This window comes from Nostoc sp. DedQUE12b (assembly GCF_034530835.1).
Taxonomy (GTDB): domain Bacteria; phylum Cyanobacteriota; class Cyanobacteriia; order Cyanobacteriales; family Nostocaceae; genus Nostoc.
The window spans coordinates 111,109-137,594 of record NZ_JAVRCI010000003.1; the positions used below are offsets into that span (position 1 = coordinate 111,109).

The 26,486-nt window shown below is 41.7% G+C and carries 21 protein-coding genes and 1 pseudogene; 12 read left to right on the plus strand and 10 right to left on the minus strand.

The annotated features are described in order from the left end of the window. Positions 1–47: 47 nt before the first annotated feature. The 3 genes from RMY16_RS02525 to RMY16_RS02535 form a co-directional block, all read right to left on the minus strand. Complete coding sequence (locus RMY16_RS02525) at positions 48–2,150, minus strand: NAD(P)H-quinone oxidoreductase subunit 5 (protein WP_322735053.1); 2,103 nt, start codon at positions 2,148–2,150, stop codon at positions 48–50. Between the two features lie 289 nt (positions 2,151–2,439). Continuing rightward, positions 2,440–2,826 carry a thioredoxin family protein gene (locus RMY16_RS02530; protein ID WP_194043509.1) on the minus strand — a complete coding sequence of 129 codons (387 nt, stop codon included), beginning with the start codon at positions 2,824–2,826 and terminating at the stop codon, positions 2,440–2,442. A gap of 608 nt (positions 2,827–3,434) precedes the next feature. Beyond that, positions 3,435–4,151 (minus strand): NnrU family protein, encoded by a 717-nt coding sequence (locus tag RMY16_RS02535; protein WP_322663088.1) that lies wholly within the window; start codon positions 4,149–4,151, stop codon positions 3,435–3,437. Between the two features lie 212 nt (positions 4,152–4,363). Here RMY16_RS02535 and RMY16_RS02540 point away from each other — a divergent pair, with 212 nt between their 5' ends. The 4 genes from RMY16_RS02540 to RMY16_RS02555 all read left to right on the plus strand — a co-directional run bounded on the left by RMY16_RS02540 (position 4,364) and on the right by RMY16_RS02555 (position 9,841). Beyond that, a complete protein-coding gene (locus RMY16_RS02540; RefSeq protein WP_322663090.1) occupies positions 4,364–5,377 on the plus strand; it encodes a LysR family transcriptional regulator in 1,014 nt (337 codons plus the stop codon). A gap of 304 nt (positions 5,378–5,681) precedes the next feature. Next, complete coding sequence (locus RMY16_RS02545) at positions 5,682–7,085, plus strand: serine/threonine-protein kinase (RefSeq protein ID WP_322735054.1); 1,404 nt, start codon at positions 5,682–5,684, stop codon at positions 7,083–7,085. An 8-nt stretch (positions 7,086–7,093) separates the two neighbouring features. Further along, positions 7,094–8,491 (plus strand): ABC transporter substrate-binding protein, encoded by a 1,398-nt coding sequence (locus RMY16_RS02550; protein ID WP_322735055.1) that lies wholly within the window; start codon positions 7,094–7,096, stop codon positions 8,489–8,491. 303 nt (positions 8,492–8,794) lie between these two features. After that, complete coding sequence (locus RMY16_RS02555) at positions 8,795–9,841, plus strand: PstS family phosphate ABC transporter substrate-binding protein (RefSeq protein WP_322735056.1); 1,047 nt, start codon at positions 8,795–8,797, stop codon at positions 9,839–9,841. 56 nt (positions 9,842–9,897) lie between these two features. Here RMY16_RS02555 and RMY16_RS02560 read toward each other — a convergent pair whose 3' ends face one another. Then, positions 9,898–10,617, minus strand: coding sequence for a Crp/Fnr family transcriptional regulator (locus RMY16_RS02560; protein WP_012412419.1), 720 nt, complete (start codon positions 10,615–10,617; stop codon positions 9,898–9,900). Between the two features lie 525 nt (positions 10,618–11,142). Between RMY16_RS02560 and RMY16_RS02565 the strand changes: the two genes are divergently transcribed. After that, positions 11,143–11,859 carry a DALR anticodon-binding domain-containing protein gene (locus RMY16_RS02565; RefSeq protein ID WP_416211642.1) on the plus strand — a complete coding sequence of 239 codons (717 nt, stop codon included), beginning with the start codon at positions 11,143–11,145 and terminating at the stop codon, positions 11,857–11,859. A gap of 180 nt (positions 11,860–12,039) precedes the next feature. On the opposite strand, the gene RMY16_RS02570 is transcribed toward RMY16_RS02565, so the two are convergent. Together RMY16_RS02570 and RMY16_RS02575 are read right to left on the minus strand one after the other, a co-directional pair. Then, entirely contained in the window at positions 12,040–12,891 is an 852-nt protein-coding gene (locus RMY16_RS02570) for a Cof-type HAD-IIB family hydrolase (RefSeq protein WP_322735058.1), read from the minus strand. A gap of 317 nt (positions 12,892–13,208) precedes the next feature. Next, on the minus strand, positions 13,209–13,916 hold the full coding sequence (locus RMY16_RS02575; protein ID WP_322735059.1) for a choice-of-anchor E domain-containing protein: 708 nt from the start codon (positions 13,914–13,916) through the stop codon (positions 13,209–13,211). A 553-nt stretch (positions 13,917–14,469) separates the two neighbouring features. On the opposite strand from RMY16_RS02575, the gene polA reads away from it, so the two are divergent. The 3 genes from polA (at position 14,470) to RMY16_RS02590 (ending at position 19,216) form a co-directional block, all read left to right on the plus strand. Then, positions 14,470–17,412 carry a DNA polymerase I gene (gene polA / locus RMY16_RS02580; RefSeq protein WP_322735060.1) on the plus strand — a complete coding sequence of 981 codons (2,943 nt, stop codon included), beginning with the start codon at positions 14,470–14,472 and terminating at the stop codon, positions 17,410–17,412. 129 nt (positions 17,413–17,541) lie between these two features. Beyond that, positions 17,542–18,477, plus strand: a complete 936-nt coding sequence (locus RMY16_RS02585) for an ABC transporter substrate-binding protein (RefSeq protein WP_322735061.1) — start codon at positions 17,542–17,544, stop codon at positions 18,475–18,477. Between the two features lie 166 nt (positions 18,478–18,643). Next, the gene (locus RMY16_RS02590) at positions 18,644–19,216 is read left to right on the plus strand and encodes a hypothetical protein (protein WP_322735062.1); all 573 of its coding nucleotides are present in this window, start codon (positions 18,644–18,646) and stop codon (positions 19,214–19,216) included. Between the two features lie 120 nt (positions 19,217–19,336). Here RMY16_RS02590 and RMY16_RS02595 read toward each other — a convergent pair whose 3' ends face one another. After that, positions 19,337–20,305 (minus strand): FTR1 family protein, encoded by a 969-nt coding sequence (locus RMY16_RS02595; RefSeq protein WP_322735063.1) that lies wholly within the window; start codon positions 20,303–20,305, stop codon positions 19,337–19,339. A gap of 85 nt (positions 20,306–20,390) precedes the next feature. Between RMY16_RS02595 and RMY16_RS02600 the strand changes: the two genes are divergently transcribed. Next, positions 20,391–20,564, plus strand: coding sequence for a hypothetical protein (locus RMY16_RS02600; protein ID WP_322735064.1), 174 nt, complete (start codon positions 20,391–20,393; stop codon positions 20,562–20,564). 27 nt (positions 20,565–20,591) lie between these two features. Here the strand turns inward: RMY16_RS02600 and RMY16_RS02605 are convergent, their stop codons facing one another. From RMY16_RS02605 to RMY16_RS02615, 3 genes are all read right to left on the minus strand, one after another. Beyond that, positions 20,592–21,026, minus strand: a complete 435-nt coding sequence (locus RMY16_RS02605; protein WP_322663110.1) for a ferritin-like domain-containing protein — start codon at positions 21,024–21,026, stop codon at positions 20,592–20,594. Between the two features lie 307 nt (positions 21,027–21,333). After that, the gene (locus tag RMY16_RS02610; RefSeq protein WP_322735065.1) at positions 21,334–22,371 is read right to left on the minus strand and encodes a ComEA family DNA-binding protein; all 1,038 of its coding nucleotides are present in this window, start codon (positions 22,369–22,371) and stop codon (positions 21,334–21,336) included. Positions 22,372–22,548: 177 nt separating this feature from the next. Beyond that, positions 22,549–23,574 (minus strand): multicopper oxidase domain-containing protein, encoded by a 1,026-nt coding sequence (locus tag RMY16_RS02615; protein WP_322735066.1) that lies wholly within the window; start codon positions 23,572–23,574, stop codon positions 22,549–22,551. A gap of 252 nt (positions 23,575–23,826) precedes the next feature. Between RMY16_RS02615 and RMY16_RS02620 the strand changes: the two are divergent. The 3 genes and pseudogenes from RMY16_RS02620 to psb27 form a co-directional block, all read left to right on the plus strand. Next, positions 23,827–24,351: pseudogene (locus RMY16_RS02620) on the plus strand (hypothetical protein); the annotation flags it as partial. Positions 24,352–24,624: 273 nt separating this feature from the next. Further along, positions 24,625–25,767, plus strand: a complete 1,143-nt coding sequence (cofH, locus tag RMY16_RS02625) for a 7,8-didemethyl-8-hydroxy-5-deazariboflavin synthase subunit CofH (protein ID WP_322735067.1) — start codon at positions 24,625–24,627, stop codon at positions 25,765–25,767. A 193-nt stretch (positions 25,768–25,960) separates the two neighbouring features. Continuing rightward, positions 25,961–26,365, plus strand: coding sequence for a photosystem II protein Psb27 (psb27, locus tag RMY16_RS02630; RefSeq protein ID WP_190240755.1), 405 nt, complete (start codon positions 25,961–25,963; stop codon positions 26,363–26,365). The last annotated feature ends 121 nt before the right edge of the window (positions 26,366–26,486 follow it).

Consider the following 26,486-nt stretch of genomic DNA (forward strand, 5'->3'; position numbering starts at 1 on the left):
TTCAATAAATTAATGTAGGGGCGGACATTTGCCCACCCCGATTAAAATCAGGTAACACCAAAAACAATCACTAAGCCCAAAACCGCCCCAAACACAATCAAGGCATAGAATTGAGCGCGACCGTTTTCTAGGTACTTCAGACCTTCACCACTGACAAGGGTGAAAAAGCCTGTGAGGTTAACAGCACCATCAACAACGCGGAAGTCAACTTCCATAACTTGTCTAGCTACGCGACGCAAGCCGAGGACAAAAACACGGTGGTAAATGTCATCAAAGTACCACTTGTTGAGGGATAACTCGTAAAGTGGTTGGATTTTAGCAGCGATCGCAGCCGGGTCAATTTTACGGCGCAAATACATCAGCGAAGCCAGGGTAATCGCAATCAAAGAAATTCCGACTGAGGCACCCGCCATGATGTAGAATTCCGTCGGATTGAACTCGGAAGCCTTTTCTATAACTTCGGAGAGAGTTTCGCTAGGAGGAAAGATAAACTCTTCAAAATAATTGGCGTAGGGAGTTCCCACCAAACCAATCAAAATCGAAGGCACAGCCAACAGTGCCAACGGCAGCGTCATTGTCCACGGCGATTCGTGGGGGGAGTCGCTGTGATGCCCGTGCGAGTCATGCGAGTCATGATGCTGACTAGTTGCCGCCAATTCTCCTTTCTTCATCGCCCCAGGCCCAAAATTCGGGACTGGTTCTTCTGACTCTAATTCCAGGACAATTGTCGCCGCAGCTTTCTTGAGTTTTTCCTTAATTTTCTCGTCAGTACCCCGGAATTTGCCTTCAAATGTCGAGAAATACATTCTAAACATATAGAAAGCCGTAATCCCGGCAGTTAGCCAGCCGATAAACCAGAGGAGTGGATTAGCTTCAAAAGCCTTTCCTAAAATTTCATCTTTTGACCAGAAACCAGCAAAGGGCGGGATACCAGAAATTGCCAAGCAACCAATCAAAAAGGTAGTTGCTGTGATCGGCATATACTTCCGCAGTCCACCCATCAAGCGCATATCTTGCGCTAAGGCGGGGTCGTGTCCAACGACACCTTCCATACCGTGAATTACTGAACCTGAACCCAAGAACAGCATCGCTTTAAAATAGGCGTGGGTCATCAGGTGGAATAGTCCAGCACTGTAGGAACCTATTCCCATTGCCATTACCATGTAACCAAGTTGGGAAATGGTGGAATAAGCCAAGCCCTTTTTGATGTCGTTTTGGGTAATGGCAATGGTTGCTCCCAAAAACGCCGTAAACGCCCCAGTAAAGGCAATGACATTCATTGCGGCTGGAACGTCTTCAAATACTGGGTACATCCGGGCAATCAGGAAAACACCAGCCGCCACCATTGTTGCCGCGTGAATCAAGGCAGAAATGGGGGTGGGGCCTTCCATCGCATCTGGTAGCCAGACGTGGAGGGGAAATTGCGCTGATTTTGCTACTGGCCCTAAGAAAACTAAAATCGCAAACAGGACAGCGAGAAAATTGCTGATAGAACCTGATTCTACGAGTTGGGCGAGGCGATCGCCCATGATATTAAAATCAAAGCTTCCTGTTGCCCAGAACAGCCCTAAAATGCCGAGTAATAGACCAAAGTCGCCCACCCGGTTGGTTACAAACGCTTTTTGAGCAGCATCGGCTGCTGACTTGCGATCGTACCAAAAACCGACCAGCAAGTAGGAACACATCCCGACGAGTTCCCAGAATATATAAATCTGTACTAGGTTGGGGCTGACCACCAGACCTAACATTGAAGAGCCAAACAAACTGAGATAGGCGTAAAACCGCACGTAACTGGGATCGTGAGCCATGTAGCCATCGGTGTAAACCATGACTAAGCAGGCTACCGTTGTGACAATCACTAGCATTAGGGCTGTCAGGTGGTCAATAGTGTAGCCCATGCTCAGGTGAAAATTACCAGCAGCTGCCCACTCAAAGGTGCGGAGAGAAGGCGCGTGTCCTTGAATTTGACTCCACAACAAGGCAAACGACAGTGCCATAGCTGCTGCCATCATGGAGATAATCACCACAGCGTTCAACTGCCGCAGGCGGTTTGTCACCTGATTCAACGAGATTAACCCTAGACCGACCAGCATTGCCCCAAGAAGAGGGAACACCGGAATCAGCCAGGCATACTGATAGATTACTTCCATCACTGACGCCTACTTTTAGAATTCATGATTAGCGTGTCGAAACTGTTAATAATTGTGACTACACCCTTTAGGATAAAATAACCCACCCAAGACTGATTGGGTGGGGTATTAAGCATGGTTTTAGATTTGGTCATTAGTCATTGGTCATTATTCATTGGTCATTAGTCCAATGCCCAATGCCCGATGACAGCAGTTGCTCCACTTGGGAAGACCCCTTGGCGCTAGCCTCTCCCTTTGGGAGAAGACCGCACTGCCTCCCCAATGCCCCATGTCCCATACCCAATATCCATCAGGCCGATCGGCATTCTAAGTCGACTGTTTTTGAACTTTTGTAGATTTTGGGGTAATTGCTGTAGCTGGCTTTAATCTCTTCTAAAGCTAGACGTAAATCTTCTCTGCCGCGAAAGCATTCCAAGCGATGGCGAATAGTGCCATTTTCAATCAATAGTAAAGTGGGTAGTGATTTTAGCCTATAGGTAGTAGACAATTTAAAATTTTGATCGGCGTTAACCCCGACTAATTTAATTTCATCCCCGCACTGGGACTGAAATTGCAATAACAGTGGGTGGATAACTCTACACAAGCCACACCAAGGTGCTTCAAAGTTAACTAAAACAGGAATAGGAGATTCTAAAACTTCTTGAGTAAATGTCCGCTCACTAACCGACAACACCATGACGCCTCTTGGATTATAAGGTTTTTATATCAAACTAGCTATCAGTACCGAATTTAGTAGTGCTGAGTTCTGAGTTCTGTTTGCTGAGTAGAAGTCCATAACTAAAGTTAGCGGATTGAATGAGGAACTCGTTTATTTTTCTTTTAGAGTAAAGCGGGGATTGGGACTAATTGCCAAGCTAATGAATACTAAGTTGCTTGCTTTTACTCAGGACTCAGAACTCAGCTACTGCTTCAGTGGAGGATTGGCAAGTCAGTAACTGCCGATAGATGTATTCAAGACACAAATATTTAGAACACAGAATTATTGGCAAAAATTGAGCGAGTTAATGTGTCTCTGACAGAAAAGCTACCTTAGAAGTCGCGTTGGCTTTTTTTTGGATGTTAAACTCCTGATTGCCGTGGCTGCCTGGGGATTTGACTGAATCTGCCACTTTCTTTCAAGGAAAGGCAGCTGACCAACGACTACCAATATAAAATCTCAAGCTGACTGAACGCACCCTCCACTGAATAGATGTTTGAATTTATCCTACATTGATTTGGGGCAATTGATAAGCTTAAATTTCCATCTATTTCGGATTTTCTCCTGACACTGGGGATCGTCTAAAGTTACCATCCTATACTACTAGTTGCTTCCAGTAACAGAGGGTGCGACCACCAAAGCAAAGCTATAAAAATGGCAACTCCCAAATAGGCAGGTCGGAGAAATTCCTGCCATTTGAGAGATTGACGCCCGTCAATAATTGCTTTAAAGGGAATAATTGAAGTCCGCTGTTTGGCAATTTCAAAAGCTTCTCCATAACGATCGCTCAAACGGCGATCCCCATGCCAAACCCCAAACAAGTGATGCAATATCAAGCCAATGGAAGTCACAAGGGTAAAGGTAGTACCCAGCCAGAGAGTATGGGCAACACACCAAATTATTTGTCCTACCATCTGGGGATGACGGGTAATCCGAATAATTCCTGTTTCGTAGAGATGAACTTGGGGCTTTTGAATAGCAGCAATTTCTAGTAGATTGAAGGTAGCAGGATATAAAAACAAAAACGAGATTGCTGACAGCAGCCAAACAAATTCTCGCACTCCTGGCACTCCTTGTACCTGCCAAATTTGCAAACCATCATAGCGGTGCCCAAAAAAGTAAATAATTAATATCACAGCCAACGGTAGGCTGACTAACGCAAAAAGAATGCGATAAAACCTTGGGCCAATGTATTTTTCTGCCCAAGGGCGTAAAGCAGCGCCTCCACTGTGAGCGATCGCAAAAACTATTTGTAACCCCAGTATGACAAAATGACTGGGTGTCAACCAAGAAATCAGCAGCATATACACAGGTGAAGTAATTTAAAGAAAACTGAATTCAGTACAACCAATACCACAAAGTATTCAAAAGGGGACTTTAGTCAAGATGTTGTGCTACTGTCTTTTTCGAGTCAAGTCTTCAAGTTTAATATGCAACAAATCATGTCCGGCTAATTGTTGCCAAACCGGATTTATTACGTGCATCTGCTCCTTTAAAAGTTTGTGGGTTGAGCCTTATGTCTGACCTTCCTTTCACTTTAGATCAGTTACGTATCCTGAAAGCGATCGCTCAAGAAGGAAGCTTCAAGCGTGCCGCTGATAGTCTTTACGTTTCCCAGCCTGCCGTTAGTTTACAAGTCCAAAATCTCGAACGGCAACTCGATGTCCCCTTATTCGATCGTGGAGGACGACGCGCCCAATTAACCGAAGCCGGGCATCTACTCTTAAACTACGGTGAAAAAATCCTCAGCCTCTGTCAGGAAACCTGCCGCGCCATCGAGGATTTACAAAATCTCCAAGGTGGTACTTTGATTGTCGGTGCTTCTCAAACCACCGGCACTTATCTTTTGCCCAGAATGATCGGTATGTTCCGACAAAAATATCCAGATGTGGCAGTGCAATTACACGTCCATTCTACCCGGCGGACTGCTTGGAGTGTCGCTAACGGACAAGTTGATCTGGCAATTATCGGCGGTGAAATTCCTGGTGAACTGTCAGAATCTTTAGAAGTGATTCCTTACGCTGAGGACGAGCTAGCGCTGATTTTACCTGTCTTTCATCCTTTCACCAAACTTGAAAAAATCCAGAAAGACGACCTGTATAAATTACAATTCATTGCCCTAGATTCCCAATCGACTATCCGCAAAGTCATTGACCAAGTGCTAGCACGCTGTGAAATCGATACCAGACGTTTTAAAGTTGAAATGGAATTGAATTCCATTGAAGCGATTAAAAATGCTGTGCAATCCGGTTTAGGGGCTGCCTTTGTTTCAACTAGTGCGATCGCTAAAGAGTTACAAATGGGCGTTTTGCACCGTACTCCCATTGAAGGTGTTGTCGTCAAACGGACGCTGTGGCTGATTTGTAATCCCAATCGCTACAGATCCAAGGCCGCAGAAGCCTTTAGCCAAGAAATTCTGCCCCAGTTTGCCAACCCAGGATGGAATCAAGATGTGTTAAAATTAACACAAAAAAGTTTAGTGTTAACTACATTGGAGGTAGCAACACCCACCTTATCTGGCGAAGACTAAAATCAGGTTATTAGTCCCTTGTCATTTGTCCTTTGTTTTTGTAAATGACCAAATAATTCGTAATGACGCTCCTCTGTCGCTAACTTAATTCGTAATTATTAACCCATTGCGTTTGTGCAGAGTGCTGTAGGCAAGCCAAAGGTTTGACATCAGGAAAAAAATTTCGTGTTCCTGATTAACAAATTTAGTTTCTCTGTAACCTGAACTAATTACGAATTACGTAGCTTGCTTCTTGCCATTCGCGTAGCGTCTCCTAGAGAAGGCGAGTATTATCAATTGCGAATTATTTTGACTAATCACGAAAATGGAAGTTTACTGCACTCGTCCACGTTGTCCACGCCCACAAAACTATTTTGCCGATTTAGATGATATTACGACACTGAAAACAACCCAGCAAAAGTATTGCACTACCTGTGGTATGCCACTGATGCTAGATGGTCGATACGTGCCAACGAAACTGCTGGGAAGGGGCGGGTTTGGAGCAGCATTTTTGGCACGCGATCGCCGAATACCGGGAATGCGTCAATGCGTAGTGAAGCAGTTTCAACCATCGGGAAATTTAACTTTAAATCAACTGCAACAAGCACAGTTGATGTTTGAGAGAGAGGCAGAAGTTTTAGCACAACTTGGTAACGATCACGAGCAAATACCTGACTTATTTGCCTTCTTTCCAATGATAGTTAATAGTTTGCAACCAGGACAGCAAGACCAATTTTTTTACTTAGTACAAGAATATATTGATGGGCAAAACTTAGAAGAAGAATTAGTTCAACAAGGAAAATTTTCTGAACAGCAAGTGTTGGAGGTGCTGCAAGAAATTCTGAAAGTACTAAAGTTTGTCCATCATAGAGGCATTATCCACAGAGATATTAAACCCTCTAACATCATGCGCCGTCGCGATGGTAGACTTTTTTTACTAGATTTTGGCGCAGTTAAACAAGTAACAAATGTTGCACTAGGTTCTGCTGCTTCTTCCACAGGAATTTATTCGATGGGATTTGCACCGCCTGAGCAGATGGCTGGGGGTCAAGTATTTCCATCTACAGATTTATACGCCTTAGCTGTAACTCTTATTACCTTGTTGACAAATCAGGAAGCAGTTAAACTATTTGATGCTTATAGCAACCAGTGGAAATGGCGAACCCAAGTGACTGTCAGCCCTCGCCTTGCTGACATATTAGACAAAATGCTGCTACCTGCTGCTAATCAGCGCTTCCAGTCAGCCCAAGAGGTTATAGATGCACTTAACTCACAGGCGGTTCAAGCCCCTACACAAATTAATTCACCCTCTGTAACACTTCCGCCACAACCGGCAAAAGGTTCTAATCCCGTCGTTCCCCGTCGTCCACCAACTCAGCCAGCGTTTTCGACATTGGAATTATTGGGTGGGGCGGCATTTAGTGGATTTGAGGGTGCATTGATCGCGATCGCTCTCTTCAGTCTTGTAAAAGAACCAATACTTACTTTAAGTGTTGCGTGTGTGATTTTAGGAATACTGATATTTGCCCAAACGAGGCGGTGGATTGAGAAGTTCGATTTATTAATTATTCCGGCAATTACTTTTGCGATTATTTTTTTTCTCCCCTTTCTACAGGGTAGTCTTGGTATCGTGGACGTAGTAATTTTATCAATTGCATCAGCCTTAGTAGCTATTTCACTGACAGCTATATTTAGACTTATTTATAAATTATTATCTCTGATACTTTAAATTTTTTCATGTCACAAAAAAATGAAACCACAATTTTAGCTTTGGCTCTGCTGCTAACAGTTGGCATAGTTGGCGGTGGGTTTTGGTGGTTTAGTAACAATGGGGCCAAAATTGGTAATAACATTATTCCAAATCAACAACTAGCCAACAATCCATCCTTACAAGACCGTATTAGTTTTGGAGAAAAATCTTTTACTCCAGGTGATATTTCTTCAGTAAAAAAAGAAGGAATACAGGCGATCGCTGCTAAAAGCTATGATAAAGCGATCGCCAATTTCACATCTGCTCTAAAACTCAACCGAAACGATCCAGAAGCATTAATTTTTCTTAACAATGCCCGCATCGGTTCTTCCAAGAGCTATACCATCGTGGCTTCTGTACCATTCGGCACTGACCCCAATGCTGCTTTAGAAATTTTACGTGGGATAGCCCAAGCTCAAAATCAAGTCAATACCTCAGGAGGAGTCAAGGGAGTACCGTTAAGGGTAGGGATAGCTAATGACGATGACAATCCAGAAATAGCCAAGCAAATCGCTTCCAGCCTAGTCAGCAATTCAGAAGTATTAGGTGTAGTTGGGCCGAATACTAGCGATTCTACCTTAGCCGCAGGTACTATTTATACTTCAGGACAACTTGTAGCTATATCTCCTACTAGTACATCTGTCAAAATCTCTAACTTTAGCCGCTACATTTTTCGGACAGTTCCCAGTGATTTTATGGCTGCGAGAACTTTAGCTAACTATATGGTGAAAACCTTGCAGAAAAAAAATGCAGTGGTTTTCTTTAATTCTCAGAGTAACTATAGCCAGTCTTTAAAGTCGGAGTTTGTTTCATCTGTTTCCCTAGAGGGTGGACAGGTAGCCAGCGAATTTGACTTATCTAAGGCGGATTTTAGTGCGGCTAAAAGTCTAGAACAAGCAACTAAACAAGGTGCAGAAGTATTGATGTTAGCTGCTAACACTGAAACTCTCGATAAAGCACTGCAAGTAGTTCAGATTAACCAGAAACGGTTAACTCTGTTGGGGGGAGATGATGTTTACACCGCTAAAACTTTGGAAATTGGCAGAGAACAAGCTGTGGGGATGGTAGTGGCAGTTCCCTGGCATATTGATAGCGATCCTAAGTCAGATTTTCCCCAGAAATCGCGGCAGTTATGGGGCGGTGATGTGAGTTGGCGAAGTGCCCTCAGCTATGATGCCACTGTAGCTCTAATTGCGGCATTAGAACGTAATCCTACGCGAGCTGGAGTTCAGCAAGCACTCTTGTCATCTGACTTTTCTGCCACTGGGGCTTCTGGTACAATTCGCTTTTTAGGATCAGGCGATCGCAATGCCTCAGTGCAACTTGTAAAAATTGTTCCTGGTTCTCGCTCTCGCACTGGTTATGACTTTGAACCAGTGCGTTAATCAGCAATTAAAAATTAAAAATTAACCAATTGTTAACCTGGTAAAACCCTCAAGATGAGAAATTGAGCTTTATGGGGAAAAATCTTAGTATCAACTAATAACTTATCCTCACTAACACCCAAGTCTTGAGAAAAAAGACGAATAATCCAGGGGAAATTTATTATACCTTGATTTATAAAGTAGTCAGAAGTGAGGATTTATCTGCATTTTTAGTAAAACACCCGTCCTCCAAATACAATCTCAAGTAGCAAGCACTTGTCAAGTCAAGCACTTATATTGAATGGATGCGCGGGTAATTATACTATGTCCCAAAAAAATGAAACAACTATTCTTGTATTATCCATCCTAATCACCGTCGGGCTAATAGCTGGCGGTTTTTGGTGGTTTACTAGAAAATCTGGTGTCGAGCTAAATACAATTAATTCTGGTAGTACCAAAACGCCCCAAACAGGCTCAGAACAGCCTAGTGGCAATACTTTCACTTCAGTAAAGGATGTTCCTACAGGATTATTCAATTACGGAGGTAGTACATCTTGGGCACCGATTCGACTAGGAGTTGATCCAGCAATTCAAGCCGCGCGGCCAGAGTTACGGCTGCGCTATGTAGAACCCAGCAATGCATCGCCTGGTTCTGGTACTGGAATTCAGTCCTTGATAGACGATCAACTAGCTTTTGCCCAGTCCTCCCGACCAGTTCTAGATCAAGAATTAAGCCGTGCCCAGCAGCGTGGGTTCAGTTTGAAACAAATTCCTGTGGCAATTGATGGTTTAGCAGTTGCAGTTAACCCCAACCTGAATATTCCAGGACTAACAGTAGAACAGTTAAAGTCAATTTACACAGGCAAAATCAATAATTGGAGCCAGGTGGGCGGCCCCAATATCCCGATCAAGCCCTATTCTCGCCGCGTTACTGATGGCGGTACTGTCGAACTTTTTGTCCAAGACATCTTGGGTGGTCAAGCTTTCAGCTCCAATGTAGAATTTATCTCCACAACCACCCAAGCCTTGCAAAAATTGGCTGATAGTCCTGGTAGCATCTACTACGCTTCTGCCCCAGAGGTGATTCCTCAATGCTCAATTAAGTCCTTGCCGTTGGGGCGCACGCAAGGGCAATACATTGCTCCATACCAAGAACCTTCTGTCCTCCCGTCTGAATGTCCTGGTAAACGGAACAAGTTGAACATTGAGGCATTCCAATCAGGAAAATACCCGATTACCCGCAATCTGTTTGTGGTGGTCAAACAGAATGGTCAGACTGAGCAGCAAGCAGGTGTCGCTTACGCCAACTTACTGCTGACTGAGCAGGGACAGCAACTGATTACCCAAGCGGGATTTGTCAAAATTCGCTGACAAGAGCGAATCGCACTCAAGACAGAGTGGCGGAAATCGCCGCTCTGAACTGTACCTTAACCAGCTCTATTAATCGACTCTGCTGGCAAGCAAATGAGATTATCCCCTTGAGTCAGGATTAAACCACGTTGACGCAGCTTACCCATCAAGCGGGTGACGGTGACACGAGTGGAACCAATCGCGCTACCTATTTGGGCATGAGTGAGGGGAAAAGGCAGACAATAACCGCGAATCACATCAGGATCAGTGTCGCTCATTGCTGGCTCTCCATATTCCTCAATTAACAATGTGAGAAATCCTAAGAGTCGGTCAATTGTGCGGCGTTGTCCCAAGGCACTCAGCCACAGCAGCTTACGCTGGTGCTGATACCTAAAGGCATCCATAACTTCGCGACGGAAGTGAGGCCAATTGTCTAAATCATGCCAGTACATCCACAGCACCGCAGTTTGATCGACATGGGCGTAAGCCTGGAGTGTGAATGGTGACTGAGCAACAATTTCAAATGGCTGTCCCGCTCCCACAAAACCCAAGAACGCTTCTTCTGGAGTTCTGTTGATTCGTCGAGACGTTAGCTGACTGGCAGTCGCACTAACTTGGGCGGTTCCTACCATACGGATCGCACCCCTTTGCACCAAATACAGCAATCCAGGCCGGGCTGGAATGCGCTCATCTTTGCTAAAGGTGCGGCAGCGATAGTGTTCTTGAGCCCAGTCAAGAATGCGTTGCCAAGTCAAAAAAGGCCGTGATGCCTCAGAAAAGGAGGATGGAGATTGCATAGGTAACAAAGAGCGTTCGGCTGAAGACAAAGACGTAAATAAAAGGGTGCAAGGAGTGTCTTTGTGTTGACGAGGCAGGCTTAACGCCTAACAGCGCCAGCCAATCCAAAGAATAGAAAGCAAATTACTCTCTACTCTTTTGTTATACTTCCTACTGTACAATGGTGGTAGTAAAGTTTACTTACTATTCATCGATTATTCATCAAATTTTATCCTCTTCTCATTTTTCTTCATCTAAATTAAATTTATACCGCAAGGCAGATGACAGAAATGTAACAAATATATCTTACATGACTATTTAAATAATATTACGTGCATTCTAAAATACCAGTTAGCAAATATACGTCAATCAAACAGCTATTATATAGTTATTTAATAAAATCACTAAGCATTGATACTTATAATGCAAAAAATATATGCATAAAAAGGGAAAAAATTCCTCTATATAAAGGTAGAGATGACAATAGAGTTCTCTATACCTCAAGTGTGTCTCTGCGACTATCAAAATCTCAGAATCGAAAAGCGATGGAGCTTGCTAGTGCGATCGCTTCAGATTTATCAGGGATTTGTGAGGACGTTTTTAGCATTCAAATAGTTCCCCCAGGTTGGATAAATTTTGAATTAACTCACTCAACCTTAGCGGCTTGGTTACAAAGTCTCGTAGTCGGTAGTTCAGGGAAAGCAGGGGAGCATACTTCTCTACCAGAGGCTGCGCCAACGACTACGCTCAGTAACCGGGGGAGCAAAGGAGCAGAGGAGACAATTGGTGCCCAATCCCCAGTGCCCAATTCATTGTTTGCTGTTGAATATGCTCATGCACGTTGCTGTTCGCTAGTGCTTCTGGCTCATCGAGAGGGATTGATTAAACTTAAAGAACCAGTTCCAAATACTAGTCCAGGTTTTTGGGATGTTATCTCTCCTAACCCACTACCTTGGCTTAATTGCGACGGAACACTACAACTCAATCACCCAGATGAGCGTCGTTTAATTGGCGAATTAATACAAGTGGTAGACAACATAGAGTGCCCTGATGTTAGCGGTTCTGTGAAATGGGAAAAAGTAGCGCTGAATTTGAGCCAAGCTTTTGAAAAGTTTTGGTCTAATTGCCGGATTTGGGGTGAGGTGAAAATTACATCACCAGAGCTAGCCCAAGCTAGACTCGGATTGCTCATGGCTACTCAGTCAGTATTAAAATTTGTCTTAGAGGAAAATCTGGGGGTTTTTGCGCCTTTGGAGTTATAAATCGGTAATGTCGCTTAGGCAAAAATAAAAACTTTTTATATAGCTATTGACTCGATGCACCACCTCGGATACATTAGCAGGTGTGTGAGGAGCGAACCAGCAGGGGCACCGAGACGAAACACGGCCAGTCGTCGGTGTCCTTTCTGATTTATATGGGTTAGATTTTAAAAAGTGCCCTGACTACAGCAAAAACTTTTCAATAGCTACTGCTGCCCCATCTTCTTCTACGCTAGGAGCTACCCACTTAGCGATCGCCTGCACTCCTGCTGGTGCGTTGCCCATAGCTACACCAAGTCCGGCATACTCCAGCATTTCCACATCATTAAAGTTATCGCCAATCGCCATAACGTTGGCTAACTGTAATCCCAGGAATTCTTCGGCTAGGTAACGTATAGCAGTCCCCTTGTTTACAGAGGCGTTAGTTGCTTCAAAAAAGGTAGCAACGGAGGTTGTCAGATAAAGTTCAGCGGGTGTGTATTGGCGGCGCAAATTTCCTAATAACTTATCGATTACGTCAGTGTCATCAGATAAAGCAAGAATTTTTGTCGGTTCATTCGTTAAGGCTTGACGCAAATCACCCACAGGAATCGCAATAATACCAGAACGTTCTGCATAAATTTTGGTTTCTCTGGTTAACTCACGAACGTATAGTTGATCGTTGATGTAAAAGTGAACAGATAGAAGCGATCGCAACTCAGGCTTTTCAAAATAGTCGAGTAACTGGTGGGCGATTTCTCTGGAAACAACCCAATGGCGATGAATTTTTTGGGTGATTGGGTCTTGAATCCAGGCTCCTTGATAGGCCATTAATGGTAGCGTAGAGCCGATATCTTGGTGGAAGCGCAAGGCTGAACGATACATTCTACCTGTGGCGATCGCCACTTGAATTCCTCGTGCTTGCGCCGCAAAGATTGCTTGCTTTACAGGTTCGCTGATAGTGTTAGAGTGCCCAGCGATCGTGCCATCTATATCCAAAACTAGTAGCTTAATGTCTTTTGCAGCAGCCTGATTGTCAGTAGATGCTTTCTGCATAATTTCCTAGATTTTAAGTTCCAGTAAGAGGTTAACAGGCTCCAGCGACCAGTGGGGAGTAGTAGAAAAAATTGGCATCTCTAGTTAATCCAATTTCCTTACCATGAGGATGTTAACTTACACAATTTTAGATTTTAGATTTACCCCAGGGAGCAATACACTCGCTTTGAGGATTTTGGATTTATTTAAAAAGTCTTAAAAATTATGGCTAATAGGCGCAATAAAAAACCCGATTTTTCTGAGAATCGGGTTTTTTTATTTAAATTAGATAGCCTGATCGATAGATAGGATGGGAAAACCTACCTATTCAAGAAAGTCTATGAATTGGAGACCTTGATCCAGCTTTTTTTGCGTTGTGACAATAGACAAAGCCCAGCAATTAAACCAATTCCAAGTGTGGCAGAGGATTCAGGTACTGATTTCACCTCATCGTAGTCATAAGTTACTTTGATACCTGCCTTAGCATAAGTATCAATATAGGATCTCATGTTGCCCGAACCCGTAACTACTGAATTGGCTAAAGCTGAGAACAAAAAGTCTATGTTGCCATTACCAATGAAAGACTGTAAGAATTGAGTATTGGTGAAAGACTGAGTAGCAGATTGTGTGGCAGTTAAGTTAGAAATAGTCTTTCCAGAAGTGCCACTATAATCAGTGATACCGTCATACTTAGCAGCTTGATAACTCGATATATCTTGTGGATTGAGCGCAAACAGAGACTGATTATTTAGTTTTAAACTGAGTTGACTAGAAAGATTTACTGTTACCTGAGTCGCGGTTGGACTCCTGTTCTCAAAACCTGCATTTCCAAGGATGTCGCCAGTAAAACTTACCGTTACACCCTTGAGTGTACCCAGAGATGAGTCAAATTTTTGGACGCTTAAAGGTGCATCAATGATATTTGTGAAATCGTAATTAGTGGAACTAGTGTAAGATAGAGAAGCTGCATTAGCTGCTCCAGAAGTTGCAACAATTCCTGCCAAAGTTGTAGCAGCAGCTAGAGTGTTGAATAGTTTTGTTGTCATGGATAAAAGATGCTTTTCTGAAACGAATCATTACGGGATTACTAACCTATTTGTAACTCTGAAACTTTGCTTGTAGTCTTGATAAATACACGTAACTTTATGTAAAGTTATTATGTTCAAATTTCTTCGATAAATAGACTTTTTGATTGGTATATATAAAGTTTTATTAAGGCAAGAGGTTTTGTTCATGGTAATATTATGTCGAAATATTAAGCTAGTTTTTGTTGGTTCCTGAGAAGTAAGCTGGGTCAACCTAATTAAACATAAAAGGCTTAGGAGTATAGATCCCCAACTTCTGGTGATAATTTGGGGATCTAGTTACTATCTGGTTACTATGCTTATACTCACGTACTTAATTGGGCTGATATCTCTGCCAAAAGTTGGTTTTACTTGCCTTCCGTACTAAAACTGCAAATGCGTAGATAAAAATTCGTCTAAGATTATACAAAAAGTTATTTCGTACGCAAAAACTGGACTATTTTTAGCAAAGCCAAGCAGAACAAGCATCTGAAATTGCTAACTATGTGACAAAGCTTCTGGCTAAAATAGGGCTATGTCTGAAATCACTTCTGTAACTGCAACACGCCCCACGTTCATCCTCGTAGATGGACACTCGCTAGCTTATCGTTCATACTTTGCCTTCGCCAAAGGGCGAGATGGAGGACTGCGTACCAAAACAGGGATTCCCACCAGTATATGTTTTGGTTTTGTGAAGTGCCTGCTAGAGGTAATGGCAACACAACAGCCCCAAGCAATGGCGATCGCTTTTGATTTGGCTGAGGCAACTTTTCGTCACGAAGCTGACGAGACTTATAAAGCTGATCGCCCGAAAACGCCGGAAGACTTCATTCCCGACTTAGAAAACCTGCATGAGTTGCTGAACGGCTTCAATCTACCCATTTTTACTGCCCCTGGTTTCGAGGCAGATGATGTTTTGGGAACCTTAGCACAACGAGTAACTGCTGCTGGGTATAGAGTGAAGATTCTGACTGGCGATCGCGATTTATTTCAACTGATAGATTCTGACAAAGAAATCACTGTTCTGAATTTTAGTCCAGATGCCCTAAAGCGCTCTACAAATAGCATCACGGAATTTGAAGCAGAACAAGTCAAAGAGAAAATGGGCGTTTTGCCTTCACAAATTATTGATTTCAAAGCTCTGTGTGGTGATAAATCAGATAATATTCCTGGTGTCAAGGGAATTGGCGAAAAAACAGCAGTGCAGCTGCTGAATACATACAGTTCACTTGAGAATGTTTATGCTGCGTTAGATGAAATTAAAGGCGCAACTCAGAAAAAACTGGCAGCAGGTAAAGAAGATGCCGAAAAGTCTCGCTATTTGGCAACCATAGTTTTAGATGTTCCTATAGAATTTAATTTAGAAGATTGCAAATTAAAAGGTTTTGATACAAGCGTCTTATCACCAATTTTAGAGAAATTAGAATTCAAGTCTTTTTTAGGCAGGATAAACGACCTCCAGCAACGTTTTGGGGGCAAAACCGAAGAAAAGCAAGAAGCCAAAACAGAGGCAAGTAATACCAATTTTACTAACTCAGAATTCAGCGCTGATGAAGATAATGATTTGTGGTTTTTTAGTGCTAGTGATACAGCAGTAGTTCCACAACAATCTACTTCTCCAATTACACCACGCATCATTAATACCGAAGCCAAACTCACTGAGTTAGTGAAACTTTTACAAAAATTTACTAATCCAGAAATACTAGTTGCTTGGGACACTGAAACTACCGATTTAGAACCAAGAGATGCTGAATTAGTAGGAATTGGTTGCTGTTGGGGAACGGAACCAGATGAAGTAGCCTATATTCCTGTGGGGCACAAAACTGGAGAAAATTTAAATAAAGATTTGGTGTTAGAAGCATTACGCCCAATTCTTGAAAGTGCTGATTATCCCAAAGCTTTACAAAATGCCAAATTTGACCGCCTAGTTCTCAGATGTCAAGGAATTAATTTGGCAGGAGTTGTGTTTGATCCCATGTTGGCAAGTTACATTCTAAATCCCGATTCAAGTAATAACTTGATGGATTTGTCGCAGCGATATTTGGGATTGATAGCTAAAAGTTACTTAGATTTAGTCCCTAAAGGCAAAAACATCGCTGATATAGATATTCCCGCCGTCGCAGATTACTGCGGGATGGATGCTTATTCTACCTTTGGTTTAGTGGCAAAATTGGGCGAGGAACTGAAGCAATTTCCAGCTTTGTCTAAGCTATTTGTGGAAGTCGAACAGCCACTAGAAGCTGTTTTAGCTGAAATGGAATATACAGGTGTTCGGATTAATTCAGCTTATTTACAAGAACTTTCGCAGCATTTAGAAACTGAGTTAGCGAGGTTAAAAGAAGAAGCAACCGAAATAGCTGGGGAAAATTTTAACTTGGGTTCTCCTAAACAGTTGAGCCAAATTTTGTTTGAAAAGTTAGGGTTAAGCACCAAACATTCTCGTAAAATTCAAACGGGCTTCTCTACAGATGCAGCAACACTAGAAAGACTTCAAGAAGATGATAAAACTGGATTTGTTGAAGCGATCGTTGAGTATCGCACGCTATCTAAATTAAAGTCTACTTATGTTGATGCATTACCTGCATTGGTGCGTCCAGATACCCAGCGAGTGCATACTGATTTTAACCAAGCAGCAACATCAACTGGTAGGTTATCTTCTTCTAATCCGAATTTACAAAATATCCCCATTCGTACGGCCTTTAGTCGCCAAATTCGGAAGGCGTTTTTGCCAGAAGCTGGTTGGTTAATGGTGGCTGCTGATTACTCACAAATTGAATTACGGATTTTGGCTCATTTAAGTCAAGAGCCGATATTAGTGCAAGCATATCAGCAAAATGAAGATGTTCATACTGTGACGGCGCGGTTAGTCTTTGAAAAAGAAAATATCACATCAGAAGAACGAGGGATCGCAAAAACTATCAATTTTGGCGTGATTTATGGAATGGGTTCTCTCAGGTTTTCGCGCTCAACTGGGATAGATAAGACCATTGCCAACGAGTTCATTAAGCGGTTTAATGAACGATATCCGAAAGTTTTTGCATATTTGGAGCGAGTGAAAAAAGAAGCGATCGCTCTTGGTTATGTAGAAACTATTTTCGGTCGCCGTCGTTATTTTGACTTTACTAATAACAGTTTACGCAAATTAAAAGGCAGTAACCCAGAAGATATTGATCTGAGTAAGTTGAAGAATTTGGGTGCTTTTGATGCGGGTTTGTTACGCTCTGCGGCTAATGCACCAATTCAAGGTTCTAACGCTGATATTATCAAAATTGCAATGGTGAGATTGCATGAGGTTTTGAAGAACTATCAGGCGCGTTTATTGTTGCAAGTTCACGATGAATTAGTGTTTGAAATCCCCCCTAATGAGTGGGAAGAATTACAAGTGCAAATTAAGTCGGTGATGGAAAATGCAGTGCAGTTGAGTGTGCCGTTGCTGGTAGATGCACGTGTCGGTGACAATTGGATGGAGACGAAGTAAGTTTAACTGGGAATTAGAAAAATTAAATTAATAATTCGTGATTCGTAATTAAACTGATAGCGTCATTAGTAATTACGAATTACGAATGCTAATGTTATACCATTCTTATTCATAGAAAGGAATTTTAATATGCATCGTCGTTGGCTCTTATCTGGTTTAGCAATTTTGTTGAGTATAGTTTTAGTTGCTTGTACCACTGCAAATACTCAGCAACCACAAACCCAAGTGGAAAATACCACTGAGGCGACTAACGCGAACTCTCAGCAATTACCAAAAGGATCGGCAAAAAGAGTGGTTGCTCTTTCTTCTCTTTCTGCTGATATTATCTCTCGACTCGATCAAACAAAAATTGTTGGAATCACTGGTAGTAAATTATTTAAGAATGACTCAAAATTCAAGGATATTCCCCGCGTTAGCGAAGGGCAGAGTCCGCCAAATTTAGAGAAAGTAGTAGCACTTAAACCAGATTTGGTTATTGGTGCTGAAGGTTTTTCTAATATCCCAATTCAAAAACTTCAGCAGCTAGGAATTTCAACTCTGCTCACTAAGGTGAATAGCTGGGAATCTTTAGAGAAACTTACTAAAACACTGGCTCAGTCAATAGATGCTAATCCTCAGCCTTTGTTAAACCGTTACAAAACTTTCTTGCCAGATAAGCCAACTCAAAGTCCTTCTACTTTGGCGTTAGTTAGTCGTCAACCAATTTTAGCGCCAAATAAAAACAGTTGGGCAGGGGATTTGCTGGCAAAATTCCAGGCGAAAAATATAGCAGCAGATTTACAAGGAAAAAGTCCAGTTGGTGGCTATGTGACGCTTTCGGCTGAGAAAGTTTTAGAAGCAAATCCAGAGGTGATAATTTTAGTTAATCCTCCACAAGGAAATTCGGAAGCGGGGCTTTTAGATTCCTTGAAAAAGGAAGCTTTTTGGCAACAACTGCAAGCAACTAAAAATAATCGAGTCTATGTGTTTGATTATTATGGTCTGGTGAATCCAGGTAGTATAGATGCAATTGAAAAGGCTTGTCAGCAGCTTAAACAAGCGTTGTTTACACCACAGGGCACTTAGATTAATAATGGAAGAACGCCGCAGTCAATCAAGGATGCATTTATCGGAGGTGATTTTAGATAAAACCCTGATAAAACTAGGTTTTCAGTCTCAGAATCTTTTCAAAAATCAAACCGAAATCCTATATTAAGGAGTATTCTTTACTTATAGATACCAGTATTGAAAAATGCAGATTGCTAAACTTCTCAAAAAATTTTGGCGATGGTTTCGTTTGTTCTTAATTAGTAGACTTGATAGACCTTCAGATAACTTAGTTGTTATTATAATTAGTCTAATACCACTCATTTTGAATTGGGATTTAAATTGGTCAAGTAAAATTATTTTTGAGTTTGATATATTAAACAAAATTTTCAGGATATATTTTTATATTACACCCTTATTGCTATTTATTAATAGTTTTTTATTCAAAGAAAACTTGCTAAAATTTTTTAGTATTCTAGTAGCAGGATTTTTTGGCTGTTTCATTCTTTTTGTGTTTCTCGTACAATTAGCTCTAGGTAATCATATTAACCTTGTTGAGCGAGTAGAATGTCCAAATGGTAAAATTTTTAGTGTTTATGAGAACTTTGAACCAAGTTTTCTCACTTCTGATGACGCTATTTGCCGATTTGAGTTACAACAAGATAGAATTTTTATAGGAGTTATCAAAAACATCAAGGAAGTTGGAGAAAAAAAGTGTCAAGTTAATACTAGAGAACTTAGTTTTCAAAACCGTCTTATAAATACGTGTACCCGATAGCATTTAAATTACTTTAAAACAAATTTTTATTTTTCCTTTTCTGGCACATCTCTGTGCTACACAAACAGTTTGATAAATTTAGTGTTTGAGTTCCAATATGTAACTCAAACACTACGCGTCTTAATCTTTTGCAGAACTAATCGGTTTTTGATCAAAAGCGATATTTTTTTTACCTTGAGGAGAAGCACCTCCAAGACTGCGGAAATACAGTCCTCCAATGGTGAGTAAAAATCCCACATATCCCACTGCTTGCACAAGATAGAGATTGTCTCTATAGCCAAATAAAGATTTGAGAATAATCCCAGGAAACTGTTCGTCAGGCAAGATTGTGGAAGTATTGGAAACCATTGGCCCCAAAATACAGGAGTGGACTTTTGTAAAACGTTCGTAATAGAAACAAAGGCTTTCTGTAGCACGACTGCTAAGGGCAAGATTAGCCACAGCTTCGTCAAAATGTTTTAAAGCTGAAACTACCAATCCAGCGACAATCAACACCAATAAAACGCCCATTACCTGGAAAAACTGGCGGATGTTAATTTTTACACCCCATTTAAATAGCAGCACTCCAATGGCAGATGCCGTTACCAAGCCAGCAATAGCACCCAATGCTGGCATTAATCCCTGTTGAAAATTTGCTGCAACGAACAGAACAGTTTCAAAGCCTTCGCGGACAACGGCAATTAAAATTAAAGTAAAAACACCCCAGCCAGCATTTGAGTTTTGTGTCAGCGCTTCTGTTACTGCTCCCTCAACTGTAGCTTTCATGAATCTGGCTTGTTTAGTCATCCAGATTAGCATCCAACTAAGCATTGCGATCGCTAATACACTAAACACACCTTCTAGCGCTGGCTCAACTACAGTAGTGTATTGAGGATTCGCGGCTCCCAGTACTTGAATTATCCAACTGAATAGCACACCGATTAAGGCACTGACGACAATGCCAACGCCGACACCAGCATATACCCAAGAGTTGAGTCGAGATTGTTTAGCTTTTTTTAGCAAAGCTAGCACAATACCAACAACAAGGGCAGCTTCCACTCCTTCTCGAAGTGTGATTACAAAAGTAGGTAGAGCAGTACTAAAATTCATCTTTTGTCCTTTATCTTTTGTCCTTTGTCATTAGTCCTTTGTCCTTTGTCATCTGTCCTTTGTGCTTTGAATTTCTTTTTGACTAATGAGCAATACTTCTCTACGAGACGGTGCGCGTAGCTTGCTTCCCCGGAGGGGTACAACTACGCTCTGTTACCACGCCAACGGCTACACGGTAGTTGAATCTCGACTTACTTCGACTACGCTCAGTACAAGTCGCTCGATTACCGCGCAGTTGAAACTCAGTACAAGTGACTAATGACTAAGGACTAATGACTAATGACTATTAACCAAAATCGCGTAGCATCTTTTTCAGTTCGAGATTATGCATCTCTTCTTGTCCAATCATACCGCGAGCGAATTCTTCAAGGTAAATGCTGGCATTGGTGACAGTTTCGAGCAGTTTTTTATACAGATCCAATGCCTTTTTTTCATGAGATAAACTTTCTTCCAAAATATCCTTGACTTTATGCTGATAGGTTTCTTCCATTGGGGCGATTTTCAGGGAGGGATGCCCATCTAAACCGGTGAGAATTTCTCCCACTTGTTCGGCATGAAGTAAAGATTCACTTGCCTGTGCTTTGAAAAAAGCCACAATTGGAATACGGTTAGGGCCAGTCACCATTAAAGAGTAATGTGTGTAGCGCACTACTCCTGCTAGTTCAAATTCCATGATGGCGTTCAGCAGGTCAATAGTCTTTTTATGGTCAAGTTCTTGCATCAGTTGTTAGTTAAAGTAACGAAGGGAGTGTAATTAGTTAGGAGTGAGGAGTGGGAAGTTAAGAGTTAGTATTTTGGGATTCATAACTCATAATTCATAACTCCTAACTCCTAACTCCTAACTATTTTAAACTCCTTAACCTATACTTCCCATTAAATTAAAGGTAAGAATTCAGGAGTCAGAATTCAGAATTCAGAATAGTTAAACAATCAGGAGAACATTTGATGAATAAATATACCAATCATTCTAGATTCCTGATAAATTCTGGCTGCTGACTCCTGGGTGCTGAATTCTTACAATTAAAGTGTTATCGCTGTGCTTGGGTATTGGATTTGTTAACCACTTTTTGAGAGTTTTCCTCAATGGTTTTGACCAGCTTGGTAACATCATTAGGTGTTTTGACTGCTTTTGCCGGTGGGATGGCAGCGGGCCAAACTTTTATGAGTTCAGCGAAACTAGTATCAATCGCTTTGTGTGCTTCGGGATCTGCTTGAGCTACTTGACTAGAAATTCCTTTGTATAATTCATTGGCGTAAACTACAAAACCACGGGAGTCTTGATACTCAATTGGTGCGGTTACTTTACCATCTGCGATCGCCGCACCATATTCGGAGTTAGCTGCATCTAATAGTTCGTTAATTACCTGTAGCGTAAATCCTGGTTTTGAGCGTTGATCTGCTGGCAAAGCTGCGATCGCTCCATCCACTGCTTGCACTGAAGAAGTAAAATTAGTTTTAACTTTGCTATCCTTGGGACTAGATTTCACTAAATCTTGCAAACTTACCAATGTTGTCTTAAATTCTTTGACTTTGCGCTCATTTAATTGTTCTTCTACATCAACATATATTTCTTCAACTGGATGTCCAATATGAGGTTCTGCCTGTTTTGGCTGATTCTGATCCAGCAGTTCTTGTGCTACCAAAAGATGCCCTTTCATTAAGCCTAATTTAGACATATAGTCAACATCTTTTGCCTCACCTGTGAGTACCACTTCTTGAACACCAACCTGGTCTTTAATTTGGTCGAACTGTTCTTGAGTAATTACTTTTTTAGTAACTAAATCTTCTGGGCTACCGTAGGGACGATTTGCCTGGATTTTGTTTGATAAAGCCGGAATACCTAGCTTGGCTTCAAACTTATCCAATTCTGACAATATAGCGCTGTTAATGTTAATTTTTTCTTTGCTACCGTGACCACTATGATTGTTACTACTTACTGCCTCTGTAGCGGGAGTGTTAGGAACTGGTGCTGATGGATTTTCTGCGGTTGGTGTACCGCTACAGGAACTCAAGGTAACTATTAAGGCTGCTGCTGCTGTTAAACAGATATAACGAATTTTTATCATCTTTGCTCCTCGCATAACTAAAAAAGGTATTAATTGAAACATTTCAAACTATTACTATTACTAGAAAATAGTTTGTTTGACACATTGTCAGAAATTTTACTTTTGCATATAATAAGATTTTTTATCAACTACTTACCGAAACTTTAATAAATCAATTACAAATTACTAATAATATCGTCAGGAACTCTTAACAGGATTTTGAGAGTTGCTCTCAGCAAGTACTTCAAATTGACCCATGCAACCGTTTTCTGCGATCGCATCCTGATGGGGATGGAACATATACTTACCTGGATAGCGAAAAGCAAATTCTAAGATGTGCCTTTCTGCTACACCCATCGTAATCACATCTGTTTTCTCGCTAGGAGTCATAGTCATGCCAGAGCGATAGACATCAAAAAAGTTGGCGTGGAGATGAAACGTCACTGCTGGATCGTATTCAATGATGTTGAGGACATACAGCCGAATCAACTGATCTTTGTAAATGCCAATGGGATGATGCATGTAATAGTGGGGCAAACCATTGAAGGCGTAATAATCGTTATGGCTATCATCATTCACGTCATACCCACCCATCACTAATACAATCTCATCAGCTGGGGGACGGGGAGTCGGTGGATCGATAATAAACATTCCGTACAGCCCCTTGGCAATGTGCCGGGTGACTGGTTCAATATGGCAATGGTATAAATGAACGCCATAGGGTTCAGCATCAAATTCGTAAATTGTGGCGCTACCGTTGCTGATTGGACGAACACCATCCATTTCTGCTGGATGAACGCCATGAAAATGTAAAGAGTGAGAATGTCCAGCGTTGTTGAGAAATAGTACCCGGATGCGATCGCCCTGTTTTGCCCGTAGCGTTGGCCCTGGTATGCGACCGTTTAAATCCCAGATGTTGTAAGAGACAGCACTATTGAGTTTTATTATGGAAGTACCAGCAGTTAACTGAAATTCCCGGATAGTCCGCCCATTTTCTTGCTTCACCGTCCCATAATCAAAATCTCTTAACATCTTCATTGGGTTAGTAACGTCGTCTGGTGCTGACCTATCGAATGGTGGCACTTTAACGATTGGCTTACTTTGTAGATTTAGCATCTGCCAAAGTCCAGCTGCACCAGTTACTCCAGCACCTGCTAGGCCCAGCTTCAATAATTGACGGCGGCTCCAAGGTTTTCCGTTACCTAGAGCGAAGTTGTTGGGCATGACATTTAGTTACAGTTAGCACCAAAAAATAATTGCAAATATTTTGCAATTGCTTTTAAATATTAGAGGAATTAATAATTATTGTCAATAATTTTTCAGTGCTTATAAATTGCCAGTTAAGTTGTTAAATTTAGATCAAACTCTAAAAAATCTCGTAATATTTTCTTGCTTTTAACTGTATTTATACGCTTAGTTATGTATAAATAATATTTAGATAAAACTAACTGGTTCATACCTATTCCTGATAGGCTGATTTATTCAGCAGTACCGGAAGCGCATGGCAGTGGACATAACTCAAATAGTACTGAAACGATCGCACCATCATCTCAAAAATCTCAGGGATTAGAAATTAACCTTGAGGGAGATAAAAACGCAACTGTCGGAAAACTTGCGAATTTAGCGTTACAGGTGAAAGATACCGCAACCGGACAACCCATAACAGATGTAGCATTACAAGTGAGAGCGATCGCAACAGAACACAATTTAACAGTCTTTGACTACAAAGGTATTCCCGACGAACAAGGGAAGTTAACATGGCTTGAACAATTTTTTGATGGTTCACCCCACAAAATTGAGGTGGAAGCCACTCCCCTACCAGAATCTAGCCGTCAATTTACACCAGTAAAGGTAGCACAGGAAGTTGAAGTTGAAGCGATCGCACCACCAATCTACATCCGATTAATTGGTTTATTTTACTTTACAGCCTTTGTCGGCATTGGTATGGCGATTGGATTGCTAATACAACATCGACGAAAACCACAAGCAAGGACAAATTAGGAATATCATATTTTTACTAAAGATTCCTGCTAATACAAAGATATAGATTAATCAATTAAAATAGTTGTGCTTCAACCACAACTATTTTGTTGTTAATGGGTTGTATAAAGTATAAAAGGTAGTGTTATGAGACAATATAAGCTCTTTTAATAGCTTTCAAGATAAAACTGATGTTCAAGCGTGGGATTGTCGCTAAATTGGTCTATTTATTAAGTAGAATTTTATTATTTACAAGCTCATAAAATTAAGATTTACTGAGAAATTAAGAAAGTAATGCTGACAAAAATTGCGTTTGAAACAATTTTGGAACGTGCTTTGATGGGATACGACTTATCTCCCGAAGAGGGAGTGGTATTGTTACAACAAACTGAACCAGAGGCGATCGCAGCAATACGTAGTACATCCGATACACTTCGCCACACTCAAGCAGGCGATACTGTCACCTACATAATTAACCGTAATATTAACTTTACTAATATTTGTGAGCAGCACTGTAGTTTTTGTGCATTCCGTCGAGATGATGGTGACGCCGATGCATACTGGTTAGATTCGGCGCAAATTTTGGAAAAAGCCACAGATGCAGTAAAACGGGGTGCGACAGAAATCTGTATGCAGGGGGGATTAAATCCACAAGCACTGATAAATGGTAAATCTTTGCCCTACTACCTCAAAGTCGTAGAAACCATTAAACAGGAATTTCCCCACATACATTTACACGCTTTCTCTCCCCAAGAAGTGCAATTTATGGCCAGACTTGATGGACTGGAATATGCTGAGGTGATTGCTGCTTTGCGCGATGCTGGTGTTGGCTCAATGCCAGGAACAGCAGCGGAAGTGTTGGACGATGAAGTAAGGCGGATATTGTGTCCAGAGAAGATTGACACAGCCACTTGGCTAGAAATTGTCAGCACAGCTCACAAATTAGGCTTGCATACCACTAGCACCATGTTATCTGGGCATATTGAAACCCACGAACAGCAAATCGAGCATTTAGAAAAATTGCGATCGCTCCAAAAAACCGCTATCAATCGGGGATATCCAGCCAGGATCACAGAGTTTATTTTATTACCCTTCGTAGGTCAAGAAGCGCCCAAATCCTTACGTCGCCGTGTTGGACGCGATCAACCAGTTTTGAGTGATGCACTGCTATTAGGGGCTGTAGCGCGGATTTACTTAGGTAATTGGATTCCCAACCATCAGCAGAGTTGGGTAAAACTAGGGCTTGCAGGCGCGACAGAATCCTTAGCTTGGGGTTGCAACGATATCGGCGGCACATTGATGGAGGAACATATTACCACAATGGCAGGTGCTTTGGGTGGTACATGTATGGAAGTGGAAACCTTGCAAACTGCGATCGCTTCTTTAGGACGACCTTACCAACAACGGGATACTCTTTATCAAAAAGTTATTCGTTAGGCATTGGGCATTGGACACAAAAGGCAGAGGTGCGGAGGGGTAGAGGGGCAGAGGGAAACAACTTACTGCAACTTCTCTCTACCCCCCTGCTCCCCTGCCCCCCTGCTCCACTCACCATTCCCCATTCACTCAATTGATCCCCAAGTTACCAATCCAAGATAGGATGGACGTTGATTTACGTATTGTTTTACTTATGCATATGAAGCGCTATTGGTCGCGTTTGCTTGCGCTGGTTTTGGTTGTAGCTATCGGCTTAATGGGTTGTTCTGGCAGTCCAGATAGTTTGACTGGGGATTATCGTCAAGACACCTTAGCTGTGGTCAATATTATGAGACAAGCTCTGGATCTTTCACAAGATTCACCAGATAAGGCAGCAATTCAAGCAGAAGCGCGTCAAAAAATTAATGACTTTTCAGCTCGCTACCAGCGGGTTAACTCTGTTTCTGGTCTTGGCTCGTTTACAACCATACGAACAGCCCTCAATTCTCTGGCTGGACATTACAGTTCTTACCCAAATCGTCCTGTACCCGAAAAACTCAAAAATCGTCTAGAAAAAGAGTTGCAGCAGGTAGAGACAGCGCTAAAGCGTGGCGGTTAACTATTTAATTACTAATTCGTAATTCGTAATTCGTGATTCAAATGGCTACAGAGCCAACACTGATTATAAATATGAATTACGAATTAGTTTTACCACTTTGTTAAGTTGATCTGAGTCAAAG

Coding starts and splice junctions, on each gene's coding strand:
- RMY16_RS02525 (WP_322735053.1), bottom strand. CDS start 2,150: ATGGAAGTAATCTATCAGTATGCCTGGCTGATTCCGGTGTTCCCTCTT.
- RMY16_RS02530 (WP_194043509.1), bottom strand. CDS start 2,826: ATGGTGTTGTCGGTTAGTGAGCGGACATTTACTCAAGAAGTTTTAGAA.
- RMY16_RS02535 (WP_322663088.1), bottom strand. CDS start 4,151: ATGCTGCTGATTTCTTGGTTGACACCCAGTCATTTTGTCATACTGGGG.
- RMY16_RS02540 (WP_322663090.1), top strand. CDS start 4,364: ATGTCTGACCTTCCTTTCACTTTAGATCAGTTACGTATCCTGAAAGCG.
- RMY16_RS02545 (WP_322735054.1), top strand. CDS start 5,682: ATGGAAGTTTACTGCACTCGTCCACGTTGTCCACGCCCACAAAACTAT.
- RMY16_RS02550 (WP_322735055.1), top strand. CDS start 7,094: ATGTCACAAAAAAATGAAACCACAATTTTAGCTTTGGCTCTGCTGCTA.
- RMY16_RS02555 (WP_322735056.1), top strand. CDS start 8,795: ATGTCCCAAAAAAATGAAACAACTATTCTTGTATTATCCATCCTAATC.
- RMY16_RS02560 (WP_012412419.1), bottom strand. CDS start 10,617: ATGCAATCTCCATCCTCCTTTTCTGAGGCATCACGGCCTTTTTTGACT.
- RMY16_RS02565 (WP_416211642.1), top strand. CDS start 11,143: ATGGAGCTTGCTAGTGCGATCGCTTCAGATTTATCAGGGATTTGTGAG.
- RMY16_RS02570 (WP_322735058.1), bottom strand. CDS start 12,891: ATGCAGAAAGCATCTACTGACAATCAGGCTGCTGCAAAAGACATTAAG.
- RMY16_RS02575 (WP_322735059.1), bottom strand. CDS start 13,916: ATGACAACAAAACTATTCAACACTCTAGCTGCTGCTACAACTTTGGCA.
- polA (WP_322735060.1), top strand. CDS start 14,470: ATGTCTGAAATCACTTCTGTAACTGCAACACGCCCCACGTTCATCCTC.
- RMY16_RS02585 (WP_322735061.1), top strand. CDS start 17,542: ATGCATCGTCGTTGGCTCTTATCTGGTTTAGCAATTTTGTTGAGTATA.
- RMY16_RS02590 (WP_322735062.1), top strand. CDS start 18,644: ATGCAGATTGCTAAACTTCTCAAAAAATTTTGGCGATGGTTTCGTTTG.
- RMY16_RS02595 (WP_322735063.1), bottom strand. CDS start 20,305: ATGAATTTTAGTACTGCTCTACCTACTTTTGTAATCACACTTCGAGAA.
- RMY16_RS02600 (WP_322735064.1), top strand. CDS start 20,391: ATGAGCAATACTTCTCTACGAGACGGTGCGCGTAGCTTGCTTCCCCGG.
- RMY16_RS02605 (WP_322663110.1), bottom strand. CDS start 21,026: ATGCAAGAACTTGACCATAAAAAGACTATTGACCTGCTGAACGCCATC.
- RMY16_RS02610 (WP_322735065.1), bottom strand. CDS start 22,371: ATGATAAAAATTCGTTATATCTGTTTAACAGCAGCAGCAGCCTTAATA.
- RMY16_RS02615 (WP_322735066.1), bottom strand. CDS start 23,574: ATGCCCAACAACTTCGCTCTAGGTAACGGAAAACCTTGGAGCCGCCGT.
- cofH (WP_322735067.1), top strand. CDS start 24,625: ATGCTGACAAAAATTGCGTTTGAAACAATTTTGGAACGTGCTTTGATG.
- psb27 (WP_190240755.1), top strand. CDS start 25,961: ATGCATATGAAGCGCTATTGGTCGCGTTTGCTTGCGCTGGTTTTGGTT.